We start from the raw sequence: 4,284 nt of genomic DNA, 5'->3' as shown, positions 1-4,284 counted from the left end.
CGGGCAGCTCTCCCAGCTTTGGTTGGATGTTCCCGTCATTGATTCTTTTGAATTGCTTAAGGATATATACCGGATACAAAAAAACGATTACCATTTGATGAAGGAGGAACTGACTTTCCTTCTGAACTTAGAGGATATTATTAAAACGCCTGCCAGACAGCTCTCTCTGGGTCAGCGAATGCGTTGTGAAATAGCTGCCTCTCTTTTACATAATCCCAAAATCCTGTTTTTAGACGAGCCAACCATCGGACTGGATGCCGTTTCCAAGATAGCCGTTCGTAATTTTATTCTGGATCTGAATAAAAAACACAATACAACCATTATTCTGACCACACACGATATGCAGGATATTGAAGCACTTACAAACCGTATTATGCTCATCGGCAAAGGACGTCTTCTCATGGATGGCTCCCTTAAGGAATTCAAGGACATGGCCATGGAAAAAGAAAGCCTGGATGAACTTGTTGCCCGCATCTACCGGCAGTATGAGATATAGGAGGCAGCCATGAAACAATACCTCTCTTTTTTTCGCATGCGCTTTATTACCGGGCTTCAGTACCGTACCGCAGCTTTAGCCGGAGTATCCACGCAGTTTATCTGGGGTGCCATGGAAATACTTTTATTTCAGGCATTTTATCAGGCAGATGCCAATGCCTTCCCCATGTCTTTTCGTGCACTGACGTCCTATGTATGGCTGCAGCAGGCTTTCTTAGCCCTTTATATGTTCTGGTTCTGGGACAATGATATATTTGATTCCATTACCAATGGCAACGTTTCTTATGAACTGTGCCGTCCTGCGGACCTGTACACCATGTGGTTTATGAGGAATCTGGCATCCAGGCTTTCCAAAGCCGTCCTGCGCTGCTTCCCCGTGCTGATTCTGGCGTTTCTCCTTCCGGCGCCCTATGGCATCACGCTGCCGCCGGATCCGGTAACGGCACTGCTGTTCCTGTTTTCTATGGCACTTGGACTGGGGGTCGTGGTTTCCCTTTCCATGGTCATATATACATTATCATTTTATACCATATCTTCACAGGGCATCCGGATGATTACCACTTCCCTGGCGGAGTTTCTCTCCGGAGCAGTTATCCCCCTGCCTTTTTTGCCGGATCAGATTTCCTGCATTGTAGAGCTGCTGCCCTTTGCTTCCATACAGAATGCCCCTCTGCGTATTTACAGCGGTGACATTGCCGGAAGTTCTCTGTACAGAGCGCTTGCTTTGCAGATATTCTGGCTGATCCTGCTGACCGCATCCGGCAAACTTCTGATGCACAGAGCTTTGAAGCAAGTGGTTGTTCAGGGCGGTTGAAAGGAGAATTTATATGAAACTATATATGCATTATCTATCCATACACCTGCGCAGCATGATGGAATATAAAGTATCCTTTCTGCTTACTGTAGTGGGACAATTTCTGGTTTCCTTCAATGTCTTCCTGGGGGTATATTTTATGCTGCAGCGCTTCCACCAGATCAACGGCTACTCATACAGTGAAGTCCTCTTGTGCTTTGCCATTGTGCTGATGTCATTTACCATAGCTGAATGTTTCTTCCGGGGATTTGACACCTTCGCCTCTATGATTGGAAACGGGGAATTCGACCGCATCCTGGTTCGTCCGGGAGGCGCCATCTTCCAGGTGCTTGCCAGTAAAATAGAATTAACACGCATCGGACGGCTTCTCCAGGCGGTTGTCATGCTGATTTATGGCATTGCCAATATTGACCTTCACTGGACATTTCTGAGGGTGCTTACGCTGATTCTGATGATTTTGGGCGGTGTTGCAACCTTTGCCGGATTATTTATCCTCTATGCCGGACTTTGCTTTTTTACACTGGAAGGGCTTGAATTCATGAATATCTTTACCGACGGTGCCAGAGAATATGGAAAATATCCCGCAGCCGTCTACGGGAAAACAGTGCTTACCATCTGCACCTATCTTGTACCTTTTGCTCTTTTCCAGTACTATCCGTTTCTCTATCTCATCCGTCAGAATATACCCGCGTATTACTGCTTTCTGCCGGTATTAACCTTACTTTTTCTGATTCCCTGCCTCTTTGTATGGAATCTTGGCATGAGAAAATACAAATCAACCGGCTCCTGATCCATAGATTTCAGCCGGAAAAAGACTATTACATAAGCCAGAAAAAAGAGACTATTGCAATTGTGGAAATTCATGCATCTGCATCGAATCTTCCCTTCTGCAATAGTCTCTTCTTATCTGATTTTGATACGGAGCGTTCTTAAAATCCTCTGCCGCCTCCGCCAAAGGTTCCGCCTCCGCTTGAGGTGTGGGTAGATGACATACTTCCGCCCCCGCCGCCGGATCCTCCAGAGTCATCATTCTTTGGAATATGTCTCTGGGTAACTACCTGATTGGTAAAATGATCTGACTGGTTCGTTAAATTCAGTCTGCCCTTTTGTTTGTAAGGATAGGTATAACTTCCCCATTTCAGTTTGTATTTACCCACCGTAAATCCGCAGACCGCACCTCCTAAAAGCAGCGCTGCTCCTGCTGCAATCGCCCAGTCAATAGGGCGCAGGCTGAGATATTTTGTTATCTCTCCCGTTTCCTCATCCAATGTATACTGATCTGCGGGAACACCTTTATCAATAAAATTTTGTGTCGCAGCCATCATACTGTTCAGACAATTATAATACTCACCCGCTTTGATATAGGGATAGGCGGTGTCCAGAACACTTTCTATCCGATCATCTGTCATATAGTAGATCATATCATGTGCCGTTGAAATATAAATTTCCCGGTTATCCATATCGATTAAAAATGTGGCTCCGCCTTTGGCTTCTCCATCGTCATAGAATCCATGATCCATGTAGAAATCATCTGCATATTCTCTTGCCGATTTTCCCTGGGCATCATTTGTAGTTACTACCACAAAATTCATTTTATATGTTTCCCGCATTGTATCTGCCCTCTGCGCCAAATCTGCAGCCTGATCCGGGTTTAGAAGCCCGGCTTCATCAAATACCTGACTGCCGGTTGAAGCAAATGCCCCTATTCCAGTTGTCATCAGAAGCAGAAATAACAGGCATAGCCACAGCAGAACCTTTTTCCCTTTTACCATATGAAATATCCTCCTAACAATAATAGTAAGAATACCGGTATTGCAATGGCTGCAAACATCAGCGCCACCTTCTTATAGTCAATGGGAAGCTCGCCGCAGATATTTTTTGTCTGCCCATTCATGGCATAGTAGTACATCTTATCATCTTTGCCTTTATAGGTAAGCACCCAGACAGGCAGCAAAATATATTTCCAGTGTTCAGACGGAGTATCCAGGGCAAGTTTCGATGATTTTACCGTGGTATAGCCGGTTATGCTGTCCTTTAGAATATTTTTGGCATAATCGCTGATCTCTTTTCGGACCTCGTCTTCAAAGTCCCGTTTCTCCATATCTCTTTTTTCCGCCTGAAAACCGGATAAATAGCCCATAGAGAACTTTTGCAGGTCATTCAGCATAAATGGCTGTACCCCTTCAACAAGCTTCCTGTTTGCCTTTTTTAATGCGTTCTTCGTAAGTTCCTCAAAATGCAGATTCCCTTCCCGCTGGACATTGTAGAATCTGGTCTCCGTAAATTCCGTATCACCAATGCGGTAAATGCGAACATTCGTAGCCGCTGCATCCATATGCCCCATCACATCGCATTCGAACATCCAGAATGGGAAATACACGCCGGATATCTTCTCTATCTGATCCTTGCTGAAAAATGCCCTTGGGACAAACTTTTTCTTTTTCATATACCCCAGGAAATGATTTACCGCTTCTTTTTTATCCACTTTAAAGGGTATGATGTGGTCCGGTTTATAATCACCGGAGAGTTTTCCTTCCAGAACTACGGGATTGTGGCAATAGTAACAGAACGTGGCGGCTGTTGTTTCATCCGTTATGATCTGGGCGCCGCAGCTGGGACAGGAATATATAAGCCCGTCCCGGCTCTCCTGTTCCGCCTGCTCCTGCTGCCTGGAATGCCCGTCTGATCCTTTTTCTTCCTGTTCACCCAGAACCTCTTCCGTAAATTCAGAAAGGCAATATTCACATTTGTACTTTTGGGATTTGGGATCAAATCGAAGATCCCCACCGCAGTTTGGACATTTGTAACTGACAACTGACATGTATCACCTCCTGATTATGGGCGCGGGTTTCCGCATTCCGAACAGAACTTCCCAGTATTTTTAACTCCGCAGGCGCATGTCCAGTCTGCCGAAACCGGTCTTGCATTCCCGCAGTTTGAACAAAATTTCCCTGTATTGGAAGCTCCGCAGCTGC

General features: G+C 45.4%; 5 protein-coding genes and 1 pseudogene. 3 read left to right on the top strand and 3 right to left on the bottom strand.

The features are described from left to right. The 3 genes from ACH2DQ_RS07770 to ACH2DQ_RS07760 all read left to right on the top strand — a co-directional run. A partial coding sequence (locus tag ACH2DQ_RS07770) for an ATP-binding cassette domain-containing protein (protein WP_395026235.1) occupies nt 1–496 on the top strand: 496 nt, incomplete at its 5' end. Nucleotides 497–505: 9 nt separating this feature from the next. Continuing rightward, nucleotides 506–1,309: an ABC transporter permease gene (locus tag ACH2DQ_RS07765; RefSeq protein WP_394913341.1), complete on the top strand. Its 804-nt coding sequence runs from the start codon at nt 506–508 to the stop codon at nt 1,307–1,309. 13 nt (nt 1,310–1,322) lie between these two features. After that, complete coding sequence (locus ACH2DQ_RS07760) at nt 1,323–2,099, top strand: ABC transporter permease (RefSeq protein WP_394913340.1); 777 nt, start codon at nt 1,323–1,325, stop codon at nt 2,097–2,099. A gap of 139 nt (nt 2,100–2,238) precedes the next feature. Here the strand turns inward: ACH2DQ_RS07760 and ACH2DQ_RS07755 are convergent, their stop codons facing one another. The 3 genes and pseudogenes from ACH2DQ_RS07755 to ACH2DQ_RS07745 form a co-directional block, all read right to left on the bottom strand. Next, the gene (locus ACH2DQ_RS07755) at nt 2,239–3,081 is read right to left on the bottom strand and encodes a TPM domain-containing protein (RefSeq protein ID WP_394913339.1); all 843 of its coding nucleotides are present in this window, start codon (nt 3,079–3,081) and stop codon (nt 2,239–2,241) included. Further along, nucleotides 3,075–4,130, bottom strand: coding sequence for a TFIIB-type zinc ribbon-containing protein (locus ACH2DQ_RS07750; RefSeq protein ID WP_394913338.1), 1,056 nt, complete (start codon nt 4,128–4,130; stop codon nt 3,075–3,077). Before ACH2DQ_RS07750 ends, ACH2DQ_RS07755 begins: the two co-directional genes overlap by 7 nt. 14 nt (nt 4,131–4,144) lie before the next feature. After that, nucleotides 4,145–4,284: pseudogene (locus tag ACH2DQ_RS07745) on the bottom strand (SPFH domain-containing protein); the annotation flags it as partial.

It is taken from the genome of Robinsoniella sp. (genome assembly GCF_034124845.1).
Note: the sequence above shows the minus strand (reverse complement) of the source record. Positions and strands in the feature narration are given on the sequence as shown.

What these genes read in the sequence shown, in the direction of transcription:
- ACH2DQ_RS07765 (WP_394913341.1), top strand. Translation starts at nt 506, where the DNA reads ATGAAACAATACCTCTCTTTTTTTCGCATGCGCTTTATTACCGGGCTT.
- ACH2DQ_RS07760 (WP_394913340.1), top strand. Translation starts at nt 1,323, where the DNA reads ATGAAACTATATATGCATTATCTATCCATACACCTGCGCAGCATGATG.
- ACH2DQ_RS07755 (WP_394913339.1), bottom strand. Translation starts at nt 3,081, where the DNA reads ATGGTAAAAGGGAAAAAGGTTCTGCTGTGGCTATGCCTGTTATTTCTG.
- ACH2DQ_RS07750 (WP_394913338.1), bottom strand. Translation starts at nt 4,130, where the DNA reads ATGTCAGTTGTCAGTTACAAATGTCCAAACTGCGGTGGGGATCTTCGA.